At 67.6% G+C, this 23,638-nt stretch carries 23 protein-coding genes, 1 tRNA gene and 1 pseudogene; 11 read left to right on the forward strand and 14 right to left on the reverse strand.

The features are described 5' to 3' along the window. Positions 1-32: 32 nt before the first annotated feature. The 4 genes from ACYVKL_RS15705 to ACYVKL_RS15720 form a co-directional block, all read right to left on the reverse strand. Positions 33-860 (reverse strand): DUF4389 domain-containing protein, encoded by an 828-nt coding sequence (locus ACYVKL_RS15705; protein ID WP_379163896.1) that lies wholly within the window; start codon positions 858-860, stop codon positions 33-35. A 131-nt stretch (positions 861-991) separates the two neighbouring features. Next, positions 992-1,375 (reverse strand): hypothetical protein, encoded by a 384-nt coding sequence (locus ACYVKL_RS15710; RefSeq protein ID WP_213559464.1) that lies wholly within the window; start codon positions 1,373-1,375, stop codon positions 992-994. A gap of 45 nt (positions 1,376-1,420) precedes the next feature. Next, complete coding sequence (locus ACYVKL_RS15715; protein ID WP_379163899.1) at positions 1,421-1,756, reverse strand: DUF397 domain-containing protein; 336 nt, start codon at positions 1,754-1,756, stop codon at positions 1,421-1,423. A 9-nt stretch (positions 1,757-1,765) separates the two neighbouring features. Next, the gene (locus tag ACYVKL_RS15720) at positions 1,766-2,629 is read right to left on the reverse strand and encodes a DUF5753 domain-containing protein (RefSeq protein ID WP_379163901.1); all 864 of its coding nucleotides are present in this window, start codon (positions 2,627-2,629) and stop codon (positions 1,766-1,768) included. A 412-nt stretch (positions 2,630-3,041) separates the two neighbouring features. On the opposite strand from ACYVKL_RS15720, the gene ACYVKL_RS15725 reads away from it, so the two are divergent. Both ACYVKL_RS15725 and ACYVKL_RS15730 read left to right on the forward strand, forming a co-directional pair. Beyond that, positions 3,042-3,200 (forward strand): hypothetical protein, encoded by a 159-nt coding sequence (locus ACYVKL_RS15725; RefSeq protein WP_379163904.1) that lies wholly within the window; start codon positions 3,042-3,044, stop codon positions 3,198-3,200. Then, the gene (locus ACYVKL_RS15730) at positions 3,197-3,430 is read left to right on the forward strand and encodes a hypothetical protein (protein WP_213559459.1); all 234 of its coding nucleotides are present in this window, start codon (positions 3,197-3,199) and stop codon (positions 3,428-3,430) included. Before ACYVKL_RS15725 ends, ACYVKL_RS15730 begins: the two co-directional genes overlap by 4 nt. Positions 3,431-3,441: 11 nt before the next feature. On the opposite strand, the gene ACYVKL_RS15735 is transcribed toward ACYVKL_RS15730, so the two are convergent. After that, on the reverse strand, positions 3,442-4,896 hold the full coding sequence (locus ACYVKL_RS15735; RefSeq protein WP_379165747.1) for a stealth family protein: 1,455 nt from the start codon (positions 4,894-4,896) through the stop codon (positions 3,442-3,444). A 442-nt stretch (positions 4,897-5,338) separates the two neighbouring features. Here ACYVKL_RS15735 and ACYVKL_RS15740 point away from each other — a divergent pair, with 442 nt between their 5' ends. Genes ACYVKL_RS15740 through ACYVKL_RS15750 form a run of 3 tightly spaced genes read left to right on the forward strand, consistent with a single transcriptional unit; the run spans position 5,339 to position 6,713 of the window. Then, on the forward strand, positions 5,339-5,827 hold the full coding sequence (locus ACYVKL_RS15740; RefSeq protein ID WP_246598361.1) for a hypothetical protein: 489 nt from the start codon (positions 5,339-5,341) through the stop codon (positions 5,825-5,827). Between the two features lie 17 nt (positions 5,828-5,844). Beyond that, positions 5,845-6,420: a TerD family protein gene (locus tag ACYVKL_RS15745; RefSeq protein WP_213559457.1), complete on the forward strand. Its 576-nt coding sequence runs from the start codon at positions 5,845-5,847 to the stop codon at positions 6,418-6,420. Next, positions 6,417-6,713, forward strand: coding sequence for an MTH1187 family thiamine-binding protein (locus tag ACYVKL_RS15750; RefSeq protein WP_379163909.1), 297 nt, complete (start codon positions 6,417-6,419; stop codon positions 6,711-6,713). Before ACYVKL_RS15745 ends, ACYVKL_RS15750 begins: the two co-directional genes overlap by 4 nt. Before the next feature lie 10 nt (positions 6,714-6,723). Here ACYVKL_RS15750 and ACYVKL_RS15755 read toward each other — a convergent pair whose 3' ends face one another. The 5 genes and pseudogenes from ACYVKL_RS15755 to ACYVKL_RS15775 form a co-directional block, all read right to left on the reverse strand. Next, the gene (locus ACYVKL_RS15755; protein WP_379163912.1) at positions 6,724-7,713 is read right to left on the reverse strand and encodes a hypothetical protein; all 990 of its coding nucleotides are present in this window, start codon (positions 7,711-7,713) and stop codon (positions 6,724-6,726) included. Positions 7,714-7,830: 117 nt separating this feature from the next. Next, on the reverse strand, positions 7,831-8,553 hold the full coding sequence (locus ACYVKL_RS15760; protein WP_379163914.1) for a nucleoside triphosphate pyrophosphohydrolase: 723 nt from the start codon (positions 8,551-8,553) through the stop codon (positions 7,831-7,833). Further along, positions 8,550-12,167: a transcription-repair coupling factor gene (gene mfd, locus ACYVKL_RS15765; protein WP_379163917.1), complete on the reverse strand. Its 3,618-nt coding sequence runs from the start codon at positions 12,165-12,167 to the stop codon at positions 8,550-8,552. Before mfd ends, ACYVKL_RS15760 begins: the two co-directional genes overlap by 4 nt. An 83-nt stretch (positions 12,168-12,250) precedes the next feature. After that, positions 12,251-12,899 (reverse strand): annotated as a pseudogene (locus tag ACYVKL_RS15770) (TetR family transcriptional regulator). A gap of 229 nt (positions 12,900-13,128) precedes the next feature. Next, positions 13,129-13,743 carry a TetR/AcrR family transcriptional regulator gene (locus tag ACYVKL_RS15775; RefSeq protein ID WP_213560857.1) on the reverse strand — a complete coding sequence of 205 codons (615 nt, stop codon included), beginning with the start codon at positions 13,741-13,743 and terminating at the stop codon, positions 13,129-13,131. Between the two features lie 207 nt (positions 13,744-13,950). On the opposite strand from ACYVKL_RS15775, the gene ACYVKL_RS15780 reads away from it, so the two are divergent. From ACYVKL_RS15780 to ACYVKL_RS15800, 5 genes are all read left to right on the forward strand, one after another. Beyond that, positions 13,951-14,021, forward strand: a tRNA-Gln gene (locus ACYVKL_RS15780). A 76-nt stretch (positions 14,022-14,097) separates the two neighbouring features. Continuing rightward, positions 14,098-15,600, forward strand: a complete 1,503-nt coding sequence (gene glmU, locus ACYVKL_RS15785; RefSeq protein ID WP_379163920.1) for a bifunctional UDP-N-acetylglucosamine diphosphorylase/glucosamine-1-phosphate N-acetyltransferase GlmU — start codon at positions 14,098-14,100, stop codon at positions 15,598-15,600. After that, complete coding sequence (locus ACYVKL_RS15790) at positions 15,597-16,577, forward strand: ribose-phosphate diphosphokinase (protein WP_213559452.1); 981 nt, start codon at positions 15,597-15,599, stop codon at positions 16,575-16,577. The genes glmU and ACYVKL_RS15790 overlap by 4 nt, the downstream gene beginning before the upstream one ends. A gap of 158 nt (positions 16,578-16,735) precedes the next feature. After that, the gene (locus ACYVKL_RS15795) at positions 16,736-17,068 is read left to right on the forward strand and encodes a hypothetical protein (RefSeq protein ID WP_379163923.1); all 333 of its coding nucleotides are present in this window, start codon (positions 16,736-16,738) and stop codon (positions 17,066-17,068) included. 42 nt (positions 17,069-17,110) lie between these two features. Continuing rightward, positions 17,111-17,749, forward strand: coding sequence for a DUF2461 domain-containing protein (locus ACYVKL_RS15800; protein ID WP_379163926.1), 639 nt, complete (start codon positions 17,111-17,113; stop codon positions 17,747-17,749). Positions 17,750-17,767: 18 nt separating this feature from the next. On the opposite strand, the gene egtD is transcribed toward ACYVKL_RS15800, so the two are convergent. Genes egtD through egtA form a run of 4 tightly spaced genes read right to left on the reverse strand, consistent with a single transcriptional unit; the run spans position 17,768 to position 22,275 of the window. Continuing rightward, positions 17,768-18,739, reverse strand: a complete 972-nt coding sequence (gene egtD, locus ACYVKL_RS15805; RefSeq protein ID WP_379163928.1) for an L-histidine N(alpha)-methyltransferase — start codon at positions 18,737-18,739, stop codon at positions 17,768-17,770. After that, positions 18,736-19,590, reverse strand: a complete 855-nt coding sequence (locus ACYVKL_RS15810) for a class II glutamine amidotransferase domain-containing protein (RefSeq protein ID WP_379163931.1) — start codon at positions 19,588-19,590, stop codon at positions 18,736-18,738. The genes egtD and ACYVKL_RS15810 overlap by 4 nt, the downstream gene beginning before the upstream one ends. After that, a complete protein-coding gene (gene egtB / locus ACYVKL_RS15815) occupies positions 19,590-20,933 on the reverse strand; it encodes an ergothioneine biosynthesis protein EgtB (RefSeq protein WP_379163934.1) in 1,344 nt (447 codons plus the stop codon). The genes ACYVKL_RS15810 and egtB overlap by 1 nt, the downstream gene beginning before the upstream one ends. 43 nt (positions 20,934-20,976) lie before the next feature. Continuing rightward, positions 20,977-22,275 (reverse strand): ergothioneine biosynthesis glutamate--cysteine ligase EgtA, encoded by a 1,299-nt coding sequence (gene egtA / locus ACYVKL_RS15820; RefSeq protein ID WP_379163937.1) that lies wholly within the window; start codon positions 22,273-22,275, stop codon positions 20,977-20,979. Positions 22,276-22,399: 124 nt separating this feature from the next. On the opposite strand from egtA, the gene ACYVKL_RS15825 reads away from it, so the two are divergent. Then, complete coding sequence (locus ACYVKL_RS15825) at positions 22,400-23,572, forward strand: aminotransferase class V-fold PLP-dependent enzyme (protein ID WP_379163941.1); 1,173 nt, start codon at positions 22,400-22,402, stop codon at positions 23,570-23,572. Positions 23,573-23,638: the final 66 nt, after the last annotated feature.

Consider the following 23,638-nt stretch of genomic DNA (forward strand, 5'->3'; position numbering starts at 1 on the left):
GCATGAGGTGCCGCCGGACCCGGGATCCGTCGTTACGGGGTGGGGCGGGGCCATTCGATGTGGGTGGGCTGGGTGGGGTTGTCGTTGGTGGAGTAGTCGGGGCCGGGGTTGAAGAAGCTCCAGAGGACGCCGAGGATCAGGATTATCCAGAGGAGGACCTTGGCTGCCTGGGAGACGAGGAGGGGGCGGGTGGGGGAAGCCGCGGGTGGGGGGAGTTCGCCGGGGGCCGGGGCGGGGCCGTCGCCGAAGACTTGGGAGAGGTAGGTGGGGGTGAGCATGGCCCAGTAGGCGTCGGTGCGGAGTTGGCTGCGCAGGACGGCGGCGGTGGCCTGGAAGACGGCGGCGGGCATGCGGCCGGTGATCAGCAGGATCAGCCAGAAGATGGGGGCGATCACCATCCAGCCGGTGGACAGCCAGCTGGTCAGGATGAGGATCGGGAGCGCCAGGAAGAAGCGGAACAGGACGGCCCAGCGGTTCAGGCGGGTGGGGGCCGGGAACTGCACGCGCAGCGGGTAATTCGCGTCGACCTCGAAGTTGAACGGCGGGTACTCGTCGACCAGCAGGTAGGTGTAGCCGAAGACGCGCATCGTGTAGGCGAGAGTGCCGCGCAGGAAGTCGGCGCACCAGATCGGGAGGGCGCCGGTGAACAGTGCGCCGAACCAGCCGAGCACCGCGACCACCCCGGACGCCAAGCCCACCAGAATCAGGACCAGCAGGTGCGGGATGGCCAGGATCGCGCGCAGCAGGACCGTCCAGCGCCGCTGCTGCGCGGGCGGGAAGACATCGAGGTCGACGATGGGCATCGACGGCTGGAACGCCGGCGGATTCATCGGCGGCATCGGCGGCGGGTATTCGACCATGGCACACCCTCGCTTCCGGGTCCGGACAGACGGGAAAAAGGAGTTTCCCGATCAGCGTCCCACAAGAACTAAGGAGCGCACCGAGGGCGCGCTCCACGAATTCAGGACTATGGAAACGGTTCCGCGGAAATTCAGTCGATCTTGACGCCGAGGCCGTAATCGAGGGTGTTGTGACCGGGCGAAGTCACGACGAGCTCGTAGGAACCATTGACCGGCAGCGTGACCCGCGCCCACTGCTGCTGGTTGGCCAAGGTGCCGGTCGGGCCCTTGATGGTGACCACGGTGTCCGACCAGTACGGGGCGGCGCTGATGATCATCGTCTGCCCACCCCGGGCGTCCAGCCGGTAGGTGTCGCTACCGAACCCCTGGATGTGACCGCTGACGAAGGCATTGTCGGTGCCGTAGGCGAAGTGGATCTGGCGCGCGCTGTCCGCGGCGGCGGAGCCCGCACCCAGCACGGTGGCGGCGGTCGTGGCGGCGGCGAGAACGGTGGCGGCGAAGAATTTCTTGTTCATGCCATTGATGGTCGGCGGCGCCACCAATCAGATTCCAACCAAGAACTATCGGTCGAATTCGCCGTTGGCGACACCCTTTTTGAAGGCGTCCCATTCGGCAGCGGTGTACTCGAGGGTGATGCCCTCGGCGCTGGCGAGGGTCGCGCTGCCGTCGGGGAAGACCTTGACGGACAGTTGATCTCCGATGTCGCCCGAGACGCCGCTCGAGGCCAGATCGAGGAAGGCAGGCCAGAGCTTCGGACCAACCGCGAGCATCGGCTCGGTCCGAGCGAGGCCGCTGTACTTGCTGTCTCGGATGAATGCTGCGTCGGCGTGGTGGGCGACCTCGACGCAGGTACCCTCCGAACCGCTGAAACTGGATCTGAAAAACCGGTCACTCACGGAGCAACCCTAGCTGCGGCTTGCAACCTGCTTGATCAGCTCGATCGACCGCTCACGATCGAGAGCGTGCGATTGGATCTGACTGAAGAGATAGTCGAGTGCGGTAACCCGTTTGGGGTCATCGACGACTTCGAAGTAGGCAGCCGACTCAGCCCAGCCCAGCATGGGAAGGCGGGCGCTCTTGAAGTCCAAGAGGTGGAAGGTCGCGGAGTTGAGACTCGCGATGGCGCCACCCGCCTCGTACGGAACGATGCGGATTTCGATAGTGCCCGGATACCTCTCCGCCATCGAGATCAAGTGCTGCAGTTGCCTACTGCGCACGTCATCGTCGCCGACCTTGTACATCAGAGCAGCCTGCCCGATGACGACCGAGAATTCGACAGGGTCGGGTGCGGTGAGCAGACGCTGCCGTTGCAACCGCGCGCTGACACGTTGCTCGACCTCGGTCGGCCGGTAGGTAGTGACTCGCGACTTCATGAGAACACGGATGTAGTCCTCGGTCTGGAGAAGCCCTGGTATCAGGGTGCTTTCGAAGCTGCGGATGTTCTGCGCACCAGTCTCCAACCCGTAGAACCGCATCAGCTGCTCATTGAACAGGGCGGAATACTCAGCGAACGGATGTCGACCTTTCGCGATGTCGCGCAGTGCATGCAACTCCTCCCGCTCCTCGGCATCGAACTCGAGCAGACTGAGAAGGTCCTTCAACTTGTCCTCGGCCAGTGTGCCGCGTCCACGGTTGAGTGCCGACCAGTACTGCTGACTGACATCGAGCGCCTTCACGATCGTGCTCGTCTTCAGCCCTTGATCGTCAGCCCGACTCCGGATGCGCAGCATCAACTCCCAGTTCGCGACGGTAGGAGACATGCCAGTCATCTCGATCCTTCCTGCGAAGAAGTCGCCAACACCGTATAGCACCGAGCAGGCCTGAAGGGGCGCTTCACAGCCTTGCCACGTTGTAACAACCAAGGTAACGTGTGATGTGCACAACAGAGCGCCCGTCGGGGCGCCGGTCTAAGAACCCAAGATCTGCAAGCGCATTCAGCGAGGGGCTGGCGTAATGCTTTGGGACATTTGGCTTTTACTTCTGATTATTGTCACCGGGTCGTCCTTGCTGGGCATCGCGCGGTGGGGGTTCTCCGACGCGCGAACTGTCACACCGGGCGACTCGGCGCTGGTCAGCGGGGGTTTTCCCTGCGTACCGCTACGTAACCGCCACCGGGTCCACGGTAGGCATCGCGCGTGGTGAACGACCTTCCTTCTTCCTTCTCCTGATTCGGAGTCGATGATGACCAATCCCTATTTCGCGCCCGCCGATCCGCCGGTGCGCAACCAGGCCGCTGCGCGGCACGACCACTCCACCGACGATGTCCCGGAGGCGCACACGTTCCCCGATCGCGAGGTCGATGCGCCGCCGGGTGCGGAGCAGGAAGGGCGGGGAGCATGATCTGGCTGCCCGACTGGGTGAAAGTCGGTGCCCCGGTGCGGTTTCGGATGACCGGCCGCGATGATGCGGAATGCATCATCACGGCCGTCACGTCGACCGGGCGGGTGACGCTCTGCAATGGCGAGTGCTTCTCCCCCACCCACCTGACACCCGGAACGCGCGATGCCGCGCGCTACTTCGAGAAGCTCAACCGGCTGTCAGGGGTGACGAAATCCGTTCGTAAGGCGTGACTCCGAGTGGGTCAGGCCGCGCCGGATTCGAAAGCGGTCATGGTGCCCGCGACGGTGTCCGGTTTCTCCCAGGGGGCCGGTTCGGGGAAGTAGGTTTCGAGGAATTCCGAGACCGCGCGCACCCGTTCGGCCTCCGGGACCTCCGGGAAACTGCCGTCGTTCAAGCAGAAGAAATCGACATTGCGGCGTTTGGCCAAGCCGTCGAGCAGGGCCAGGCCGGTGTACATGGTGGTGTCGACGTAGCGCATCTTGGCGGCTTCCTGCGGCACCGCGCGGCCGGTGAGCAGGGCGTAGTAGTGGTAGAGGGAATTGGTGACCGAGATGTCGGTGGCGGCGCGGAAACGGCTGGCGCGGGTGCGGGCGAAGTCCTCGGCGAAGACCTGTTCCATTTCCAGCAGCACGCTGCGGCGTAGGGGAACCGGGGTGTGCTCGAGGTGCCGGGTGATGACATGGCCGAAGCGCTGGGTCAGCAGGGCGCGATTGACGCGGGCCGCGTTCTCGAAACCGCTGCGGCGCTCGTTGTTCGCGCCCGGTCCGACGCGGGTGCCCGCCTCGATGTAGCGGCTGATGCCCGCGGGGGTGAAGAACATGGACGGGCGCACCGGGCGGGCGAAGAACATGTCGTCGTTGGAGTAGAGGAAATGCTCCGACAATCCTTCGATGTGCTGCAATTGGCATTCCACCGCATGGGAATTGAAGATCGGCAGGCCGCTGACATCCGGGAAATGGTCGACGGCGCGAACAATGGTGACCTTCGGATCGTCGGCCAGCCAGTCCGGGATCCGGGAATCGGTGGCGATGAAGATGCGGCGGATCCACGGGGCGTTCTTGTGCACCGAGCGCAGCGCGTAGCGCAGTTCGTCGATCTGGCGGATGCGGGCATCCGCGTCGTCACCCTCGCCGACCACCACCTGCGCCAGCATTCCGGCACGGCGAGCACGGAATTCGGGATCGGTGCCGTCCACCCAGGAGAACACCAGGTCGATGTCGAAACCGACATCGGTGGGATGCGGGGTGAACATGCCGTCCAGGGTGGGCCAGCTGGTGTCGTACAGCAGCACGGTGGACGGTTCCACATCGGCGACGTCGAAAACCATGCGGGTCAGGGCATTCGGGCGCGGGCATTCCACGGTGTCGCCGTGGTACTCCCACAGCTCCAGTTCCACGTGGTGGGCCGGGTCCAGGTCGCGGCCGAGCCGGAAGACATTGTGCGGCTTCTCATTGCAGGTGAAGCCGGCGACCATGGCGGCCCCGAGCACCCGCCTGAGCGCGGTCCGGTGGCCGCTGTCCACGGCCAGCACCAACCGGTGGTCGGCGTCGCGCACCAGCAGGAAGGGGACGTCCGCGGCGGTCAGCTCGGCGCGCAGGTAGCGCAGATCTTCGAGAACCGCCTCGGATACCGCCAAATTCGCCACTGTCGCGCGCCCCATCATCTCCACCATCTCCGGCTGCTGCCCCGCACCCATGTCCACCATCAACGTCTCCGCTCTCTTCGCGCTGTTCACCTCACGTCTTGCGGCACCACGCCGGCACGGCCGGGTACCGGTCCCGGGACACGCACGGGCCGGCGTACGCCGTGAAATCTGTTGTGCAGTCAGAAGAACGGAGCGGACGGGCGGTACCGGGTGTGTTTCCACGGGCGAAATTCACCGGGCGGTCATCGGCCGGCTACTCGCGTGACCTCGTCGAGTCGAGGGACTGTAACGAATGATGCAACCGTTATCGCTTCTCGTCAATCCGTTTCCCCGCAGGTCCAGAGGTGTTTTCACAGTCGTAACGGGCGAAACACTCAAATCCGGCACGCCCGGGGTGCGATTCGGACGCCAGCGAGCCAGTGCGGCAACGGCATACACTTGCGGGCAGCACAGCCCAGCCCGCTGTGCGGTACCCGATGGTGAGGGGACACAGATGGTAGCCGACGCGCGGGAACGTCAGGAGCCCTCGACGGACATGCAGCCGGAGCATCCCGAACTGGACGTTCTACCCGAATGGCCGCAGGACACCATCGCCGTCCTGGTCACCACCGATCCCGCGCCGCACGCCATCCCCGTCTCCTGGCCGGTGCGCGCCGGCGACCGGCGAATCCTGCTCAGCCTCAAATCCGATCGCGGCTCGCTGGCGCGGCTGCGGGAACGGCCCGAGCTGGCGCTGCTGATCCTGGGCGGCGGCAATGTGGCCCTGTGCGCCCGCGGCACCGGCAAGGTCATCGCCGATCCGCTGCCCGGCGCGGACGACTACGTGGCCGTCGAATTGACCGTCGACGTCATCGACGACCACCGGCAATCGGCATTCGCGGTCGCCTCCGGAATTCAGCGCACCGTCCTCGACGACACCGAACTACGCTATCTGAGGAATCGGGTCGCGACGCTCGAAGCAATGGCGGCCGAACGCAACTGAGTATCGAAGGAGATCGTGTGTCTGTCAGCTTGGCCAAGGGCGGAAATGTCTCGCTGTCCAAACAGGCCCCGAACCTGACCAAGGTCGCGGTGGCGCTGGGCTGGGACGTTCGCACCACCACCGGCGCGGATTATGACCTCGACGCCAGCGCCATGGCCTGCGGGCCCAATCAGCGGGTGCTGTCGGACGCGCACTTCATCTTCTACAACAACCTGCGCTCCCCCGAAGGCACCATCGAGCACACCGGCGACAACCTCACCGGCGCGGGCGACGGCGACGACGAGGTGATCAATGTCGACCTGGCCGCCATGCCGCCGACCATCACCAACATCTTCTTCCCCGTCTCCATCCACGAGGCCGACGTCCGCCGCCAGTCCTTCGGCCAGGTCCGCAACGCCTACATCCGGGTGATCGACGCCGTCACCAGCGCCGAGCTGGCCCGCTTCGACCTCACCGAGGACGCCTCCACCGAAACCGCCATGGTCTTCGGCGAGCTCTACCGCCACGGCCCCGAATGGAAGTTCCGCGCCATCGGCCAGGGCTACGCCTCCGGCCTGGCCGGCATCGCCCGCGACTACGGCGTGAACGTGTGATCGTCGCCTTCTCGGTCACCCCGATGGGCGTCGGCGCGGACGTGGGCCGCGCCGTCGCCGAGGCCGTCCGGATCGTGCGCGCCAGCGGCCTGCCCAACGAGACCAATTCCATGTTCACCACCCTCGAGGGTGAATGGGACGAGGTGATGGCCGTGGTCAAACAGGCCACCGACGCCATCACGGCGGTCGCACCGCGCTGCAGCCTGGTGCTCAAGGCCGATATCCGGCCCGGCGTCACCGATGCGATGACCGCCAAGGTCGACACGGTCGAGCGCTACCTCGCCGAGGAATGAACGGGCTCGGTCAGGAGATGCGCTGACGCAGCCAGGTGGGGATCTCGTCGCCGGCTCGCGGGTAGGTGGCGAGCTCGCGGCGGCAGTCGTCGGGCTCGGGGACCGGGAGCCAGTCGGGGATGTCCTTGAAGGACAGGGTGAATTGGGCCTTGGTGGAACCGGCCCGCAGCAGCACCTGGCCGCTGAGCCAGGTGCCGGTCATCGGGTCGTGACAGACTTCCTTGAGACGGTTGAGGAGCATGAGCACCTCCTCGGACGGGGGTAGCTCCTCGGCGGGCTCGGGGGCGGCGGCGCCGGACAATTCCAGTTGCAGACCCGCGTGACCGTCATCGCCCACCAGCGAGAACCACAGGACGGCCAGCGTCCAGTCCGCGGGTAGCTCGTCGGTGAGAGCGCCGACCAAGGCGCTCTCCACCATGTCGCGATCGGCCGAACGCGGGGCGCCGGGCGGCTCGGCCGGGACGGGGGCGTCCTCGACGGGACGCACCACCAACGCCGGACAGTGATCGCGCATGACCTCCACGACCGCCGGCACCGAGACCGGCAGCCGCTCGGCGACGATGTAGAGCGGACGGTCCGGGTGGCGGCGCGCGGTCGCATCACCGAGAGCTTCGACGCGGTGCCGGAATTCGCCGGGATCATGCAGCACCACTTCGGCGAAGACCTCCGCGCGACCGCCCTTGCGCAGCCGGCCGATACGCAGCCGGACCCGATCCACCTCGCTCCAAGCCACATGCGGGAAGCCACGATAGGTGAAACCCTGATCGGTGAGCAGCAACGTCGGCTGCGGGCGGAACAGTTCGTCGAGCATGGCGTACACCCCGAAACCGAACACCGCCATGAGGATCCCGGCCACGAACCGCATCACCGGGTGTTCATCGGCGTTGAACACCACGAAACCCGGTAGCACGGTCATCACCAGGAAAAAGACCAACGCGGCGATCGCACCCGTTCTCGGCGGGTAGTACTCGGTGATCGATTCGCGCCCCGAAGCATGCACCCCTGTGACGCTAGCGGAAACGAGCCCGAGGCAACACCGCCGTTATCGTCCGGCATCGCCACCGCTATGCCGAATTTGCCGCGAATCACCGTGATTCGAAGCCCATCCGACGGCGAGTCAGGAACGCGGCCAGTACCGATGCCAGTCCGCCGCGGTCAGCGCGTCGCGCGTGCCCCGATCGATTTCCGCCGCATCCTCGGCCGATCGCACGGCGGCGGCGAAGGCGAGCGTGGCCTGGCGCAACCGCTCCTCGGCGCTACCCGGCCCACCGAGCTCCACCACCCGCAAGGCGGCCGGAACCAGATCCTCCGGCAAACCCGCCTTGATCCCGCGCGAGCGAACCTTCTCCGCCAGGGCCAGCGCCGGCTGCGCCATGGCGATACCGTCCAGGCAGGAACGTCGCGCCTTCTCAGCGGATTTCCGCTCCTCCCAAGCCTTTTCCTGGGCCGCGATCTTGTCCGCGACGGTCGCGTCCGGATCCGTGAAGGGAGCGTCCGGCTCGGTGTCGCCGGGGCTCAGGTGCGGGCTGCGGTGCACCAGCTTGGCCACCAGCGCCGCCGCCACCTCCGCGACCGTGAATTCGCCTGCGGCCTCGGCGATCCGGGAGTGGAACAGCACCTGCAACAGCAGATCGCCGAGCTCCTCCTTGATCGTCTCGGCATCCTCGTCACCGATGGCGTCGAGCAGCTCGTAGGTCTCCTCCAGCAGGTAGGGGCGCAGCGAATCGTGGGTCTGCGTCACCTCCCAGCCGCCGAAGTTCCACAGCCGATCCATCACATCGACGGCCTCGGCCAGCGCCGCCGTCATCCGCGCGAGGTCCGCGGTGGACTCGGGCCTCATCGCGGGGCCATCACCTCGGCGGGCACCCGGACATCCACCGCGCCGGGCGCCTTTCCGTCCAGCGCCAGCAGCAGATCCGCCACGAACTGCAACACCTGCACATCGCGGACCCGCGCCGCGCCGACACTGTCCTCGACGCGCGGCAACGGCAACTGCACGATGCCGGTTGCCGCCCGATAGGTGGCATTCGGGTAGAGCCGCTTGAGCCGCAGCTGCTTGGAATCGGGCAGCTGCAACGGCGACACCTTCACCGTGGTGCCGGTGACACCGATCTCGGCGATCGAATACGCGCGCGCCAGCAACCGCAGCTTGGCCACCGACACCAGCCGACCCACCTCCACCGGCAACGGCCCGTACCGGTCCACCAGCTCCTCGACCACCGCCGACAGACCCGAATCATCCTGGGCGGCAGCGAGTTTGCGATACGCCTCCAGGCGCAGCCGATCGGAGGTGATGTAGTCCGGCGGGATGTGCGCGTCCACCGGCAGGTCGATGCGGACCTCCCGGACCTCCTCGTCCACCGAGATCGGGCGGCCGTCCGCGGCGGCGCGATACGCCTCCACCGCCTCCCCGACCAAGCGCACGTAGAGATCGAAGCCGACGCCCGCGACATGGCCGGACTGCTCCGCGCCCAGCACATTGCCCGCGCCGCGAATCTCCAAGTCCTTCATGGCCACCGCCATACCCGCACCCAGATCCGAGTTCTGCGAAATGGTGGCGAGCCGGTCGTAGGCGGTCTCGGTGAGCGGCTTCTCCGGCGGATACAGGAAGTAGGCGTAGCCGCGCTCCCGCGACCGGCCGACACGACCGCGCAACTGGTGCAGCTGCGACAGGCCCAGCGCGTCCGCGCGTTCCACCAGCAGGGTGTTGGCATTGGAGATGTCGAGACCGGTCTCGATGATGGTGGTGCACACCAGCACATCGAACTCGCGCTCCCAGAAGCCCTGCACGGTCTTCTCGAGCATGTCCTCGTTCATCTGCCCGTGCGCCACCACGACCCTCGCCTCCGGCACCAGATCGCGAATCCGCTTGGCCGCCTTGTCGATCGACGACACCCGGTTGTGCACGTAGAACACCTGGCCGTCACGCAACAGCTCACGGCGGACGGCCGCGGCCACCTGCTTGTCGTTGTACGCGCCCACATAGGTCAGCACCGGATGCCGTTCCTCGGGCGGGGTGAGGATGGTCGACATCTCACGAATACCGGCCAGCGACATCTCCAGGGTGCGCGGAATCGGCGTGGCGGACATGGTCAGCACATCCACGTGCGTGCGCAACGCCTTGATGTGCTCCTTGTGCTCGACGCCGAAGCGCTGCTCCTCGTCGACGATGACCAGGCCCAGATCCTTCCAGCGCACACCCGTCTGCAACAGGCGGTGGGTGCCCACCACGATGTCGACATCCTTGGTGGTCATGCCCTCCAGGATCTCCCGCGACTCGGCCGCATCGGTGAAGCGGGACAAGCCCTTCACCACCACCGGGAATCCGGCCATGCGATCGGTGAAGGTCTGCAGATGCTGTTGCGCCAGCAGCGTGGTCGGCACCAGCACCGCCACCTGCTTGCCGTCCTGCACCGCCTTGAACGCGGCGCGCACCGCGATCTCGGTCTTGCCGTAGCCCACGTCACCACAGATGACGCGGTCCATCGGGACCGCCTTCTCCATATCGGATTTCACCTCGGCGATGGCCGAGAGCTGATCGACGGTCTCGGTGAACGCGAACGCGTCCTCCATCTCCTGCTGCCACGGGGTGTCCGGGGCGAAGGCGTGACCGGGCGCGGCCTGGCGGGCCGCGTAGAGCTGCACCAGCTCGGTGGCGATCTCGCGAACCGCCTTGCGCGCCTTGCGTTTGGTATTGGCCCAGTCCGAACCGCCGAGCTTGGACAGCGCGGGCATCTCGCCGCCGACATACCGCGACAGCTGATCCAGCGCGTCCATCGGCACGAACAGCCGGTCCCCCGGCTGGCCACGCTTACCGGGCGCGTACTCGATGACCAGGTACTCGCGGCGCGCACCGCCGATGGTGCGCTCGATCATCTCCACGAAACGGCCGATGCCGTGCTGATCGTGCACCACCATGTCACCGGCGGTCAGGGCCAGCGGATCGACCTGATTGCGACGCTTGGCGGGCAGCTTCTTGCCCTCACCGGGCGCGGTGACCCGGTTGCCGGTGAGATCGGATTCGGCGATCACCACCAGCTTGGCGTCGTCGAACACCACGCCGTCGTGCAGCGAACCGCACAGCACCCCGACCAGTCCGCGCACCGGCTCGGCCCCGGCCTCCAACGTCGCGGCCGGCACCTCGGCATCGGCGAGACGTTCCAGAATGCGTTGCGCCGTACCGTGTCCCGCCACCACGATGACCGCGCGGCCGCCGGTCGCGACATGCGCGCGCAGCGAGGCGAAGATGGTGGCCACCAGCTCCTCGGAACCGCGCGCGGACGCGGCGGCCAGCACCGGCAACACGATCTCGTCCGGGGCGTCGGCGGCCAGCGGGCTCAACGTCCACCACGGCAGCCCGCGGCGATCGGCGTCGGCGTGCACCACATCCAGGCCCCGGTACCCCGAGGCGGCCAGATCCAGACCGTGCGCGCCCAGCGGCGCGGCCCCGCCGAAGGAGGCGGCCGTCCACGACGCCTCCAGGAATTCCTGCCCGGTCCGCACCAGATCGGCGGCGCGGGTGCGCACCTTCTCCGGATCACACAGCAGCACATGGGTTTCCGCGGGCAGCGCGTCCACCAGCAGCTGCAGCTCGCCGGGCTGCAACACCGGCAGCAGCGCCTCCATGCCCTCCACCGGGATGCCCTGGGCGATCTTCTCCAGCATCTCCACCAGCGCGGCGTCGGCCGCATTGTCGGCGGCCACCTGGGCCGCGCGCTCGCGCAGGGCGGTGGTCAGCAGCAGTTCGCGGCACGGCGGCGCGACCACCAGATCGATCGGCACCTCGTGGATGGAGCGCTGATCCTGCACCGAGAAGGCGCGCAGCTCGGAGACCTCGTCACCCCAGAACTCCACGCGCACCGGATGATCCGCGGTGGGCGGAAACAGATCCAGAATGCCGCCGCGGACCGCGAACTCGCCGCGCTTGCCGACCATGTCGACCCGCTCGTAGGCGAATTCCACCAGCCGCGTGAGCAATTCGTCGAAATCGAACTCGGCGCCGGGCCGCAGCACGATCGGCTCGACCTCCCCGAGCCCGGCCGCCATCGGCTGCATGAGCGAGCGCACGGTGGTGACCACCACCCGCAGCGGACCCGTCACCCCCGGATCCTCCGGATGCGCCAGCCGCCGCAGCACCTGCATCCGCCGGCCCACGGTGTCCGCGCCCGGCGAGAGCCGCTCGTGCGGCAGCGTCTCCCACGACGGGAACAACGCCACCGAATCGCCCAGCATCTCGGTCAGCTCTGCGGTCAGATCATCGGCCTCACGCCCGGTGGCGGTCACCACCAGCAGCGGGCGCTGCCCGGCGATGGTCGTCGCCACGAAGGGCCGCACCGCCGAGGGCGCGACCAGCCTGGCGGAATCCCGCCCGATCAGGCTCGCGACCTGCTCCAACGCGGCGTCGGCACCGGCCGCCGCGGCCAGTCCCGACAGAGGCGGACGATCGGTGGTCATGGGGAAGACTCCTCGGCGCAGATCAGCGTTTCAGAACGGCCAACCGAGTCTAGTCACCCGCGGTGACAGGTCCGATCGCAGCCTTATTGCACGTAGCGGCGGAGACGGCGGGCGGCGAACTCACGGAAGTAGGCGACCTTCTCCTGCGGGACGATGCTCGGCAGCAAGAAATACCAGGCGCGCTCCATGCGGGTCGCCATCTGATCGATCGAGTCGGTGCTGACGGCGACGATGTGGACGCCGGTGGTCATCTCCTGCAGGAGCATGCCGATGGTGTCGGGATCGAGGTCGGCCTCGAGGTCACCCTGGGTGATCGCGCGTTCGGCGAGCAACCGGTGCGTCTCACCCCACGTCTTGGCGATATTGTCGCCCGTCGCGCCGCGGTAGTCGCCGATCTGATGGGTGAGCTTGAGCATCGCGCCGACCATGGGATCGTTCATGGTGAGATCGGCGACCACGTAGGTGATCCCGATGCACGCCTCCAACGCCGGCACCCGCGGATCGAAGAAACCCTGGCATGCGCTGATCAGTCGCTCGTTGCCCTGATCGACGACCGCGGCGCGCCAGTTCTTCCTTGGAGCCGAAGTGAAAGTACAAGGCGCCCTTGGTCACATTCGACTGCGCGATGATCTCGGACAGGGACGCGTTCGCGTAGCCCAGTCGCAGAAAGACATCGGCAGCGCCCGCGAGCACGGAATCGCGAGTGATCTCCGCACGCGCTTGCCTAGCCATCAGATCCGCCCGTCATCAAACCAGCCATCCTGAAGTAGACCGCCATCCCGAAGTTGACCGACATCACAGTTCGAACAGCACTCGAAGGATGGGTGAACCGTACCACCCGGCTGCGTGCTGCCAGCCGATTCGAGCATTCGACCCGTCCTCCTTCGCAATTCGCTGGTTAACTGTCCAGTTCTGCCCCGCTACAGCAGACATATCAGACCAAAATTCAGACCGCAGGGTTCTATAACCCCTTGCCGCTCGGCCATTCCGACGCCAGCTTGGGCTCCGCCTCCAAATGCGTGAGCCCGTTCCAGCACAGGTTCACCAGATGCGCGGCCACCACTTCCTTCGACGGCTGGCGCTCGTCCAGCCACCAGGTCGCCGCCGTCGCAACCATTCCCACCAGTGCCTGTCCGTAGAGCGTCGCGAGCGTCGGATCCAGGCCACGACGTTCGAAATCCCCGGCGAGAATATGCGCCACCTGATTCACCGCTTCGTTGAGCAGACTCGAATAGGTGCCCTCCGCCGCCGACACCGGCTGATCACGCATCAGGATCCGGAAACCGTCGGTGCGCTCCTCCATATAAGTGAGCAACGCCAGCGCCACCTGCTCCAGCCGCACCCGCGAACGATTCTGCTTGAGCGAGGAGGTGATCATCTCGAGCAATGTCGACATCTCCCGGTCGACCACGACGGCGTACAAGCCTTCCTTACCGCCGAAGTGCTCGTACACCACCGGTTTCGACACCTGCGCCCGCGCCGCGATCTCCTCGATCGAGGTCGCGTCGTACCCGCGCTCGGCGAACAACGCCCGGCCGATCTCGATGAGCTGCTGTCGGCGCTGGGTGCCGGTCATGCGCGCCCGCGCCGGCCTGGAACCCTCGCCCGCCGTCATCGCTCACCTGCCCCTTTCGCCCTGCCCGCGAGCACCTTTGCCAGCGTGCACGGCCCGCGCCCACCGCGGTGCGGTAGGTAGCCTATCGACTGACACGTAAGACACTGTGTAAGCGGTTCGACGTGGAGGCGTACTTCATGCGAGGATCAGACCCGCATGACGCTGCAATCCGCCGTGGTGTAATGGCAGCACAACTGATTTTGGTTCAGTTTGTCCAGGTTCGAGTCCTGGCGGCGGAGCTCGCGCGCAGGGTCGCTATGGTTGGCCCCGCACAACCTGACTCAGCACACGATGACTGGCAGCCGAGGGAGATCCATGCCACAGGAGACCGCCGTCGTCGTTCTCGCAGCCGGAGCCGGAACCCGAATGCGGTCCAAGACCCCCAAGGTGTTGCACCCGCTGGCCGGCCGAAGCATGCTCGCGCACGCGTTGCATGCCGCGCACGAGATCGACCCGACGTCGCTCATCACCGTGATCGGTCACGACCGCGAACAGGTCGGCGACGCGGTCGGCAAGGTGGGAGCCGAGCTGGGCCGCCCGATCACCCTGGCGGTACAGAACGAGCAGCGCGGCACCGGCCACGCCGTGCAATGCGCGCTCACCTCGCTGCCCGACGATTTCTCCGGCGACGTCCTCGTCACCTACGCCGACGTGCCGCTGCTCGACGGGCACACCCTGCACGCGCTGCTCGACGAGCACCGCAGCTACTCCGACGGATCCGCCGCCACCGTACTGACTTTCGTGCCCGAGGACCCCAACGGCTACGGCCGCATCGTCCGCGACGACGAGGGTCGCGTGATGGAGATCGTCGAGCACGCCGACGCCACCCCGGCACAGGCCGCCATCACCGAGGTCAACTCCGGCGTCTACGTCTTCGACGCGGCCGTGCTGCGAATCATGATCTCGCGTATCGACACCGCCAACGCCCGCCACGAGCTGTACCTCACCGACGTGCTCAAGCTGGCCCGCGAGGCCGGGCACCCGGTGCACGGCGCGCGCCTGGTCGATTCCGCCAAGGTCACCGGCGTGAACGACCGCGTGCAGCTGGCCGGCGCGGCCAAGACGCTCAACCGCTACATCCTGGAACGGCACATGCGCGCCGGGGTCACCATCATCGATCCGGGCAGCACCTGGATCGACGGCAATGTGGTGATCGGCCGCGACTGCGTGATCCGCCCGGGCGTACAGCTGTTGGGCGACACCGTGATCGGCGAGGACGCCGAGATCGGACCCGACTGCACCCTCACCGACATGACCATCGGCGACGGCGCGAAGGTGGTGCGCACGCACGGCGAGAAGTCCAGCATCGGACCGGGCGCGACCGTCGGCCCCTTCGCCTACCTGCGCCCCGGCACCTCGCTCGGCGCCGAAGGCAAGATCGGCGGCTTCGTCGAGACCAAGAACGCGACCATCGGCGCGCACTCCAAGGTCCCGCACCTCACCTATGTGGGCGACGCCACCATCGGCGAGCACAGCAATATCGGCGCATCCAGCGTTTTCGTCAATTACGACGGCGTCAAGAAGCACCACACCACCGTCGGCTCGCATGTGCGGACCGGTAGCGACACCATGTTCGTCGCCCCGATCACCGTCGGTGACGGCGCCTACTCGGCGGCGGGTACTGTACTGCGCAGAAGTGTTCCTCCGGGAGCGCTCGCGGTATCGGGTGGAGCACAGCGCAATCTCGAGGGCTGGGTGCAGCGCAATCGCCCCGGCACCGATGCCGCCCGCGCGGCCGAAGCGGCTCTCGCGGCGATCCCGGAAGAGCCCGGAACCACCGAGAAAACCAACGAGCAAAAGGATGGCGAACGTCAGTGACCGCGTTCTCTACCGATAACCAGAAGAATCTGATGCTGTTCTCGGGACGCGCTCATCCTGAGCTCGCCGAGGCGGTGGCCAAGGAACTCAACGTTCACGTCACCCCCCAGACCGCCCGCGACTTCGCGAACGGCGAGACCTTCGTCCGGTTCGAGGAATCGGTCCGCGGCTCCGACGCCTTCGTGCTGCAGAGCTTCCCGGCCCCGCTGAACCAGTGGGTCATGGAGCACCTGATCATGATCGACGCGCTCAAGCGCGGTTCGGCCAAGCGCATCACCTCGGTGCTGCCGTTCTACCCCTATGCCCGCCAGGACAAGAAGCACCGCGGCCGCGAGCCCATCTCGGCCCGCCTGATCGCGGACCTGCTCAAGACCGCGGGCGTGGACCGGATCATCACCATCGACCTGCACACCGATCAGATCCAGGGCTTCTTCGACGGCCCGGTCGATCACATGCACGCGCAGGTGCAGCTGGCCGAGCACATCCGCAACAACTACGACCTGTCCAACATCACGGTCGTCTCCCCCGACGCCGGCCGCGTGAAGGTCGCCGAGAAGTGGGCCAACTCGCTCGCGGACGCGCCGATGGCGTTCATCCACAAGACCCGCGACCCGCTGGTCCCCAACCAGACCGTCTCCAACCGCGTGGTCGGTGAGGTCGAGGGCCGCACCTGCATCCTGATCGACGACATGATCGACACCGGTGGCACCATCGCCGGCGCGGTCAAGGTGCTCAAGCAGGCCGGCGCGGGCGACGTGGTCATCGCCGCCACCCACGGCATCCTGTCCGACCCGGCCGCCGAGCGTCTCGCCAACTGCGGGGCCAAGGAGGTTGTGGTGACCAACACCCTGCCGATCGACGAGTCGAAGAAGTTCCCGACGCTGACCGTGCTCTCGATCGCGCCGCTGCTGGCGCAGACCATCCGCGAGGTCTTCGAGAACGGCTCCGTCACCGGTCTTTTCAACGGCAACGCGTAGCCGGCCCCGAATCCACCGAGCGCGCCCCTCCCACCCGGGAGGGGCGCGCTCGTTGCATTGGGGCGGCAAGCGTGTCCGTTTCAGGCGGCAGGCGGTAGCGTTAGGTCGGACGTACGGTTTGCTACTGGTGCGCAGACAGCGCGGAGAGGTGGTGCCGCATGGCCGACCGGCCCGACGAGGACGACGCCCGCCTGATGGACGAGGTCTTCGACACCGACCAGGTCTTCGACAGCGATGTCGACAACCTCGACTACGACCTGGGTGACGACGACCAGGAAGACGAGATCCGCGAATACCAGCGGTTCATCACCGACCCACCCTCCGACCTCGTCATCCGCAATCGCGAGAACGACAACGACGGCCGCCTCGGCATCAGCGACGAACTCGACCAGGAGTGGACCCGCCGCCGCCAACGCGAGGAATTCGAGATCGAGGACAACCGGCCCGCGGAGGTCGCCGCCATGGAAATCATCGAAGAGCTCGAGGACTAGGGCGGGCGCGCCCGGCTCCCGGCCATCACGGACACTCGATCCATGACCGCATTCACCGGATTCCCGCTCGCCGGACTCGACTTCTACGAGGACCTGGAAGCAGACAATTCCAAGACCTTCTGGAATGCCCACAAGACCGTGTGGGAGGAATCCGTCCGGGATCCGATGAAGGCCTTGGTCGCCGACCTGGAAGCGGACTTCGGCACGGCCAAGATCTTCCGGCCCTACCGCGACGTCCGCTTCGCCAAGGACAAGTCGCCGTACAAGAACCATCAGGGCGCGGTGGTGTACAGCGCCCAATACTCCGGCTGGTACGTGCAGATCGGCGCGGCCGGACTCCGGGTCGCCGGCGGCCTGTACGCCGCCGAAGCCGCCCAGCTCACCGCGCTGCGAGCCGCCATCGACGACGAGGTGCGCGGCGCCGAACTGGAAGCGCTGATCGCCCGGCTGATCGCCGACGGGTACGCCATCGGCGGGGACAAACTCGCGACCAAACCCAAGGGCTACGACATCGACCACCCGCGCATCGAATTGCTGCGGCACAAATCCCTCACCGCCGGAAAGGATTTCGGCGCACCCAAGTGGCTGCCCACCCCGCGCGCCGCCCGCGAGATCCGGGCGGCGTGGGAGCAGATGCGGCCGCTCATCGAATGGCTGGCCGCGGTGACGGCCCAGAAGTAGCCGCCACCGCGCGCCCGGCTACCGGCGTTCGGCGAGCACCAAAGCGAAACGCTGGTCCGGATCGGTCCAGACGTGCTCGGCGCGGAAACCGGCCGCGTCCAGCTCGCTTTCGAGCACCTCGCGGCGGAACTTCGCCGAGATCTCGGTGCGCAGCTGCTCGCCCCGCGCGAAGTCGACGGTCAGGTCGAGTTCGGGAATGCGGACCGTCATTGCCTCGGTGGCCTCGAGCCGCATCTCGATCCACTCCCGCTCGGCGTCCCACACCGCGACGTGCGCGAACTTCTCCGGCTCGAAGTCCGCGCCCAGGCGGGCGTTGAGGACATGCAGCACATTGCGATTGAACTCCGCGGTCACCCCCGCGGCGTCGTCGTAGGCCGGAACCAGCACCGCCGGATCGATGACCAGGCCCGCGCCGAGCAGCAACTGCTCACCGGGTTCCAGCACATCGCGGATGCCGCGCAGGAATTCGGCGCGCTCGGCGGGCACCAGATTGCCGATGGTGCCGCCCAGGAACGCGACCATGCGCCGGCCGCCGCCCGGCAGATTGTCCAGGGTGGCGGTGAAGTCGCTGACCACGCCGTGCACGCCCAGCCCCGGGAACTCCGCCGCCACCTCGTCCGCGGCCATGCGCAAGGCCGAGATCGAAACATCCTGGGGCACATAGCTCTTCAATGGGCCAGCCGCGGTCAGCGCGTTCAGCAGCAGCCGGGTCTTGGCCGCCGATCCCGCCCCGAGCTCGACCAGCACCTCGGCCCCCGCGATCCGGGCGATCTCGCCGACCACCCGTTCCAGCAGCGCCCGCTCGGTCCGGGTCGGGTAGTACTCCGGCAGTTCGGTGATCTTCTCGAACAGCTCGCTGCCGCGCGCATCGTAGAACCACTTGGGCGGCAGCCACTTCGGCTCCGCCGTCAACCCGCGCCGCACGTCCTCGCGCAACGCGGTCGTCAAATCCTCGTCGGTCAGATGGATTTCCACCGTAGCCGTAGTCATGAACCAGCCCTTCCGATCTCGATATCCAGTGGTTCCACCGACACCCGTCCGTCGCGCACCCGCACCAGCCGCCGGTCCTCGACCGGCCGCCAGCGCGGATCGGCATCGAACGGTTCGGAGGCGACCACCACGAATCCATCGCCTTCCAACACCGACAACGCGTGATGCCACGTCGTGGCCCACACCCCGGATCCATTCCCCAGCAACAGATTCAACCGCGCCCGCGGCGACCGCTGCAGCACCGCGCCCACCACCATCCGCAACGCCGCCCCCGGCTCCGTCCCGACCTCGAGCACGCCGCGCAGAATCACCCAGAGCGCAGCCGAATCCGTCAGCGCCTCGGCGTCGAGCAGTGACGCCGACCCGAATTCGGCGGCGACGGCGGTCAATACGCCGCGCCACTCCGGAATCGCGCCGTTGTGGCTGAACGCCCAGCCGCCGTGCAGGAACGGCGCGCACGCGGCCCGCTCGACCGGCATGCCCGCGGTGGCGGAACGGATCGCCGCGAGCACCGCGGCGGAACGGATCTGCGGAAGCACCTCGTCCACGGCCGGATCGGTCCAGATCGGGACGTGATTGCGGTATCGACTCGCCACCGGACCCGTTGGCGCGGGCGAGGTTTCGGTGGGATCACCGGCCGCGCCGCCGTGCCAGATGACACCGGGGCCGTGGTCGAGGGCAGCGGCGTCGGGGTGATGCCACCAGGCGACGCCGAAACCGTCGGCATTGATGGTGCCGCCGCCACGCATCTCCCGCGGCGCCCACGACTGGGTGCGCAGCGAGTGCGGGCCCTGGGTGAGCAGGGAGCCGACCGGGGTCGGCGGACCCACGTAGGCCAGGTGACGGCACATCAGCGTTCGTCCGATCGCAGATCTCTGGCCAGCCGGAAGCCGGCGAAGATCTGACGGCGGATGGGGTGATCCCAGTTGCGGAAGGTGCCCCGGCAGGCGACCTGGTCGGCGCCGAAGGAACCGCCGCGCAGCACCCGGTAGTCGCCGCCGAAGAAGACCTCGGAGTATTCGCGGTAGGGGAACGCCCGGAACCCGGGGTACGCCTCGAACCCGGAAGACGTCCACTCCCACACGTCACCGATCAACTGGTGCACACCGGCCGGTGACGCACCGGCGGGATACGCGCCGACATCGGCCGGTTCCAGGTGGTGCTGACCGAGATTCGCCAGCGCCTCGGTGGGATCGCCATCGCCCCAGGGGAATCGGCGCGACCGCCCCGACTCCGGGTCGAACCGGGCGGCCTTCTCCCACTCCGCCTCCGTGGGCAGGCGCTTACCCGCCCAGCGGGCGTACGCCTCGGCCTCGAACCAGCACACGTGCACCACCGGCTGCTGGGCACGCAACGGCTGCATGACCCCGAAAACCCGCCGCCACCAGCGACCTCCGCCGTCCTGCTCCCAGAACTGGGGAGCGGTCAGCCCGGCGTCCACCCGGTGTGCCCAGCCGCGCTCGGACCACAGTTCGGGCCGCTCGTACCCGCCGTCGTCGACGAACGCGAGGTACTGCTCATTGGTGATCGGCGCGGCGTCGATGGCGAACCCGTCCACGTGGACGGGGTGTGCGGGTCGCTCGTTGTCCAGCGCCCACGGATCGGAGTCGGTGCCCATGGTGAATTCGCCTGCGGGAAAGACGACTTCACCGGTGACCGCCACCCGCGCGGCGGGGGTGGGCGGCGCGGACAGCACCGCCTCGCCGACGCGCAGCTGATGGGTGGCGAGCATGGTCTCGTCGTGCTGCTGCTCGTGCTGGGCGATCATGCCGAAGGCGAACCCGTCGCGGACCAGATCCCGGCCGTGTAATGGGCTGCGGTCCAGCACATCCCACACCTTGTCCCGCACCGTGCCGACATAGTCGCGGGCCTGGGCCGGATCCAGCAGCGGCAGCGCGGGCCGGTCGGCGCGCGCGTGTTTGAAGGCGTCGTAGAGCTGATCGATGTCCTGCCGCACCGGTTCCCGGCCGCCGACATCGCGCACCAGCCACAGTTCTTCCTGGTTGCCGATGTGCGCGAGGTCCCACACCAGCGGACTCATCAAACGCGAATGCTGGGCCACCAGTTCGGCCTCGTCGAGGCATTCGGTCAGGCCGATGGTGCGCCGCCGCGCCCGTTCGAGGGCCTCGGCGATGCGGCCGCGCAGCGCCTCGGCCTCGGACCGGTCCGTCCCCGGCAGATGCTGAACAGTCATGAGAGAACTCCCGATTCGTGGCTCAGTCGGTTCGACTGAGAGGTCATGCGCCGCCATCGTCTTCGCGGCCGGTGGGCATCAGACCGCGACGACATCGTTCGGTGGCGGCGGCCAATTCGGCGGCGGCCGTGGGCGTCGCGGCGTGCGCGGTGGCCAGGTCGAGCAGCGCGACCGCGGCGGCCCGCAGGTCCGGATCGGCCAGACCGCACCGCGCGGCCTCGGACCAGCGGTCGGCGGTGCCGGCGGCCAGAGCCGTTGCCTCGGTGATGGTTCCGGGATCCGAGAGCAGTGCGTCGATGGCGTACACCGGCACCGACCAGTCGTCGCCGGGCTGCGCGTCGAGATAGCGGACCTCGAGGTGTCCGGCGGCGCGCACCGGCGGGAACAGGGTGGTGAGGTGATAGTCCAGATCCGAACGGTCCGGACGGCGGCCGATCTCCTCGTCCAGCGCGCCACACAGCCAGTCGGCGAAGGTGGCGCCGGGCGGGGCCGACCAGTCGGCGGCCTGCGGGTCCGCCGACCGCACGCACAGCAGCGGCACGTCGAGCGCCCAGCGCGCGTATCCCGTGATCGGATCGGCCCAGTCCTGCACAGGGGGCCTGGTACGCAGCGGATCGAGCCGCTGCCAGGCCCGCATGCGCTGGGAGGCCCAGACACCCGGGGGTGCGGTGTGCAGGCCGGGAGAGCGCGCGAAGGCGGCCAGCAAGGCGGGTCCCACCGCGTGCAGCACCCGCCAGCGGGCGGCGATCTCGGCGGGATCGGCGCCCGCGTCGACGCTGACCTGGGTGGCGGCGGTATTGCACATCATGAGCGCGCCGAACGGCCCCAGCGCGGCGAAGGACCGTTCCATAGCTTGGTACCTCGGCAGGCCCAGGACACGCAACGGCTGCCGGACCGCGTCGGCGGCGGCGGAGAGGGTGCGGATTCCGCGGGATTCGAGCAGCTCCCGCAGGCTGGTCGTGTCTGCCCGTAAGCGCTCGCACAATTCGGCGGCGGTGCCGAACGGGGCGCTGGACAATTCGATCTGACCGCCGGGCTCGAGGGTGACCCGGCTGCCGCCCGGCAACGGATCGGCCGGGGAATCGGGGGAAATGGACCGTGGCGCGTACGGCCCCAGGGCGTCGGCGAGGACCGTGAGGTCCGGACGCGAATTCGTTGCCGAAAGTTCACCTTGCGCGGTGAGCCACTCCAGTTCGGCGCCGATGAGCAGCGGTGGGCCCTGTTTGAAACAGACTTTTCCGACATAAGCCTCGGCGGCGGCGCGTGAGGAGAACTCGCCGCCGGGCTCCGAGACATCCAGGCCACTGCGCAGCACATCGGCGGGTGACGCTGTGACAGCCATTGCCAACCTCCGTCGGATGCGGTCGCCGTGGGGGGATCGGAACGGCGACCAAACCAGAGTAGCGATCCACTGTGACAAGAAATCTGACGAAATGGAGAACGCGACAACCTATATGGTCGATTCCATGCTGGATATCGCTGGATTACGGGCCGATACACCCGGTTGTGAAAACCGAGTGTTTCTCGACAGTGCGGGTTCCTCGCTGCCCCCGCGCGCGGTCGTCGAAACCACCATCGCACACCTGCGCCGCGAGGCCGAGATCGGTGGCTATCGCGCGGCCAACGAGCGCCTCGACGACCTGCACGGCGTCCGAACCGCGATCGCCGAGCTGATCAACGCCGACCCGGCCGCACTCGCCTTCAGCGACAGCGCCAGCCGCTCCTGGAGCGACTTCTTCTACTCGGTCCCGCTGGCCCCCGGCGACCGCATCCTGATCTCCGGCGCCGACTACGGCAGCAACGCGATCGCGGCGCTGCAGCGCGCCCGCCGGACCGGCGCCGTCGTGGAGGCCATCCCCGCCGACGGCAGCGGGCAACTCGACCTCGACGCGCTCGCCGCCATGGTCGACGAACGCGTGAAACTCGTGTCGCTGGTACATGTTCCGACCAACGGCGGTCTGGTCAACCCCGTCGCCGAGGCCACCCGCATCGCGCACCGGGTGGGCGCGCTGGTGGTGCTCGACGCCTGCCAGTCCGCCGGACAACTGCCCCTCGACGTCGCCGAACTCGAAGTGGACGCACTGTCCGCGACCGGCCGCAAATGGCTGCGCGGCCCGCGCGGCACCGGATTCCTGTACGTGCGACCAGAATTGGCGCGCAGCCTGGAACCCGGCCGCCTGGATCTGCGCAGCGCCGAATGGACCGCCCCCGGCGACTACGTGCTCTCCCCCGACGCCGGCCGCTTCGAATTCTGGGAATGTTCGGTCGCGACCCGGCTGGGCCTGGGCACGGCCGTGCGCTACCTGCTCGACCTGGGCCCGGCCGCCGTCTACGCGGCCATCGCCGAACGCGCCGAGTACCTGCGCAAGGCGTTGCAGGAGCTGCCCGGGGTGGAGGTACGCGACCGGGGCATCCAGCACGCGGGCATCGTGTCCTTCACCGTGGCCGGGCAGGAGCCGATCCAGGTGCGCGACCGGCTGGCCGCCGCCGACATCACCGTGACGGTGAGCCACCGCAGCTCCACTCTGCTGGATATGTCGGCCCGGGAACTGAACTCGGTGGTGCGGGCCTCCCCGCACTGCTTCGTCAGCTTCGAGGACCTGGATCGATTCGTCGGAGCCGTTCGAACCCTCGCGTAGGCGATCAGAACTTCACATAGCGGACCGGATCACCCCGAAACGGTTAACAGCGCCCTTCCGACACGG

It is taken from the genome of Nocardia tengchongensis, from assembly GCF_054781395.1.

Coding starts and splice junctions, on each gene's coding strand:
- ACYVKL_RS15705 (WP_379163896.1), bottom strand. CDS start 860: ATGGTCGAATACCCGCCGCCGATGCCGCCGATGAATCCGCCGGCGTTC.
- ACYVKL_RS15810 (WP_379163931.1), bottom strand. CDS start 19,590: ATGTGCCGTCACCTGGCCTACGTGGGTCCGCCGACCCCGGTCGGCTCC.
- ACYVKL_RS15775 (WP_213560857.1), bottom strand. CDS start 13,743: ATGACCGGCACCCAGCGCCGACAGCAGCTCATCGAGATCGGCCGGGCG.
- ACYVKL_RS15725 (WP_379163904.1), top strand. CDS start 3,042: ATGACCAATCCCTATTTCGCGCCCGCCGATCCGCCGGTGCGCAACCAG.
- ACYVKL_RS15720 (WP_379163901.1), bottom strand. CDS start 2,629: ATGACTGGCATGTCTCCTACCGTCGCGAACTGGGAGTTGATGCTGCGC.
- ACYVKL_RS15760 (WP_379163914.1), bottom strand. CDS start 8,553: ATGAGGCCCGAGTCCACCGCGGACCTCGCGCGGATGACGGCGGCGCTG.
- egtD (WP_379163928.1), bottom strand. CDS start 18,739: ATGACTACGGCTACGGTGGAAATCCATCTGACCGACGAGGATTTGACG.
- ACYVKL_RS15735 (WP_379165747.1), bottom strand. CDS start 4,896: ATGGGTGCGGGGCAGCAGCCGGAGATGGTGGAGATGATGGGGCGCGCG.
- ACYVKL_RS15825 (WP_379163941.1), top strand. CDS start 22,400: ATGCTGGATATCGCTGGATTACGGGCCGATACACCCGGTTGTGAAAAC.
- ACYVKL_RS15795 (WP_379163923.1), top strand. CDS start 16,736: ATGGCCGACCGGCCCGACGAGGACGACGCCCGCCTGATGGACGAGGTC.
- ACYVKL_RS15740 (WP_246598361.1), top strand. CDS start 5,339: ATGGTAGCCGACGCGCGGGAACGTCAGGAGCCCTCGACGGACATGCAG.
- mfd (WP_379163917.1), bottom strand. CDS start 12,167: ATGACCACCGATCGTCCGCCTCTGTCGGGACTGGCCGCGGCGGCCGGT.
- egtB (WP_379163934.1), bottom strand. CDS start 20,933: ATGACTGTTCAGCATCTGCCGGGGACGGACCGGTCCGAGGCCGAGGCG.
- ACYVKL_RS15730 (WP_213559459.1), top strand. CDS start 3,197: ATGATCTGGCTGCCCGACTGGGTGAAAGTCGGTGCCCCGGTGCGGTTT.
- ACYVKL_RS15800 (WP_379163926.1), top strand. CDS start 17,111: ATGACCGCATTCACCGGATTCCCGCTCGCCGGACTCGACTTCTACGAG.
- ACYVKL_RS15710 (WP_213559464.1), bottom strand. CDS start 1,375: ATGAACAAGAAATTCTTCGCCGCCACCGTTCTCGCCGCCGCCACGACC.
- egtA (WP_379163937.1), bottom strand. CDS start 22,275: ATGGCTGTCACAGCGTCACCCGCCGATGTGCTGCGCAGTGGCCTGGAT.
- glmU (WP_379163920.1), top strand. CDS start 14,098: ATGCCACAGGAGACCGCCGTCGTCGTTCTCGCAGCCGGAGCCGGAACC.